The sequence below is a fragment of the Leptospira sp. B5-022 genome, from assembly GCF_000347035.1.
Classification (GTDB): Bacteria; Spirochaetota; Leptospiria; order Leptospirales; family Leptospiraceae; genus Leptospira_B; species Leptospira_B cinconiae.
Genome location: NZ_ANIJ01000030.1, coordinates 1 through 1,755 on the forward strand (window position 1 = coordinate 1; position 1,755 = coordinate 1,755).

A 1,755-nucleotide genomic window follows, 5' to 3' on the forward strand; every position below is an offset into this window, starting at 1 on the left:
ATAGCGGAAACCGAACAATTTCAAAGTAAACTCAAAGATCGTCAGTTTTCCCATCTTCAAAAGAAATTAACAGATTACGTCTATCCAATCCTAAAAAAGAATCCATTCTTTGGACCGAATATCAAAAAGCTGAAAGGGGAGTTTGACGGTCTTTATAGATATCGTATTGGTAAGTATCGTTTGTTCTATTTGATTAAAGATAACGAACTATTAGTAATATTTGTTGATGTAGATCAAAGAAAAGATAGTTACAAGTAGGTGCGGTCGCATCGCCTAACTTTCGGTGCTTCCGCGGCGCTTCGAGCTTGCTTCGCAACTCTCGCTTGGGCTTCGCCACATTTCGCTTTGTCACTCGTCTTGCAGAGCAAGTCTCGTGCCAAGTCCTTCGGACTCGCGAAACGTCGGAACACCTTGGTCGTTATACGCCATGCGCGGGTTTTTACTGACACCAACATTGACAATATGAAAAAAGACAACTTCTTCCCTAAGCGGACCGTGCAGAATCTCAAAGGTGAGCGTGGAGTAATTGAGTTCGCAAAATTAATTAACTCGGAACTCGGTTGGATCTTCAGGAAAACCGAGCTAGAGCACGACTATGGCATAGATGGTTACATCGACATTGTCCTAGAAGACGGGTTTGTCTCTGGCAAGACAGTTGCGGTTCAAATAAAGTACGGAGAGTCTTATTTCAAGCAAAAGAGCCATAACGGCTTCTGGTATACCGGGAAAACAAAGCATCTTAATTACTATCTTAATCTGGATTTTCCGTTGCTCCTTGTAATCATTAACTCAACAGGCGCATACTGGGTAGAATTTGATATCGAGCAAACTGAAAAGATATCTTCTGGATGGCGCATCTCAGTGCCGACAGCTAACAAATTAGATGCAAGCTCGCGCAGTGTTATAGAAGATCTCGTCGGCGAGGTTCAAGACTACAAAGCACATATCGAAGCCAAATGGTATTATGACGACTTGATGAAGAATAAAGCCTCTATCATTCTTTTTGATATTTCGCGGGAAGCTTTCAAGAATATGGACATATCCTATACCGTCAGATTCTTCAATCGCTTGCTGGGAAACGATTCCTTGGCTCTGCATTGTCAGGGAAAAATTGAAATCATGACCTCTGCATATGACGCTGATCCCCGTGAATTGTATGAGATTCAAGAGGTCCGTGATTATATAGCTCAGCTTGAACCTATCGTGAAATATTGGTTTTTCTTTGCTCCAACACATCTTAAGTCAGCGACGCTACGCTTACTTCTTCTCTGTGCATATTTTCACAAAGATTCGGATGGTCTTTGGAAACCAATAAAGCGTGATTTCAAAGACTTCTTGGAGAGTAATTTCATTGGCCTGAATTCTCTCACAGAGCGACTTGGGATATCTCAAGAACGCAACAAGCAGATTTCAGAAGCAATCTTTGCATACCTAAACCATCATTTCGGCTGAGGGTCCTTCGCTCTTAACAAAACTCGCACACGGCGTCTAACTTCCGGTGCCTCCGCGCCGCTCGGGGCTTGCTTACGCAACCCGCTCGCTTGGGCTTCGCCACATTTGCTTCCGTCACTGCGCTTGCTTGAACAAGCTCGTGCCGTCGCAAACGTCGGAGCACCTCGGTCGTTAGGCGCCATATCGCGATTTTGGTTTTTTAGTTTACTACGTGTTAATCATTTCGAAAAACAAGAGCGGGATTTGATTTTAGGTTAGGCCGCTTTTCTCCCTTTTTCTTACCTTATATCGTGCCCTGAAAAA

The 1,755-nt window shown here is 43.5% G+C and carries 2 protein-coding genes; both read left to right on the forward strand.

Annotated features, from left to right (window positions below; all coding sequences use genetic code 11):
* Positions 1 to 258: type II toxin-antitoxin system RelE/ParE family toxin (locus LEP1GSC192_RS13760; protein ID WP_020770590.1), on the forward strand; the 258-nt coding region annotated here is incomplete at its 5' end.
* A gap of 153 nt (positions 259 to 411) precedes the next feature.
* Positions 412 to 1,452, forward strand: coding sequence for a DUF4365 and DUF1817 domain-containing protein (locus LEP1GSC192_RS13765; protein ID WP_232421026.1), 1,041 nt, complete (start codon positions 412 to 414; stop codon positions 1,450 to 1,452).
* Positions 1,453 to 1,755: the final 303 nt, after the last annotated feature.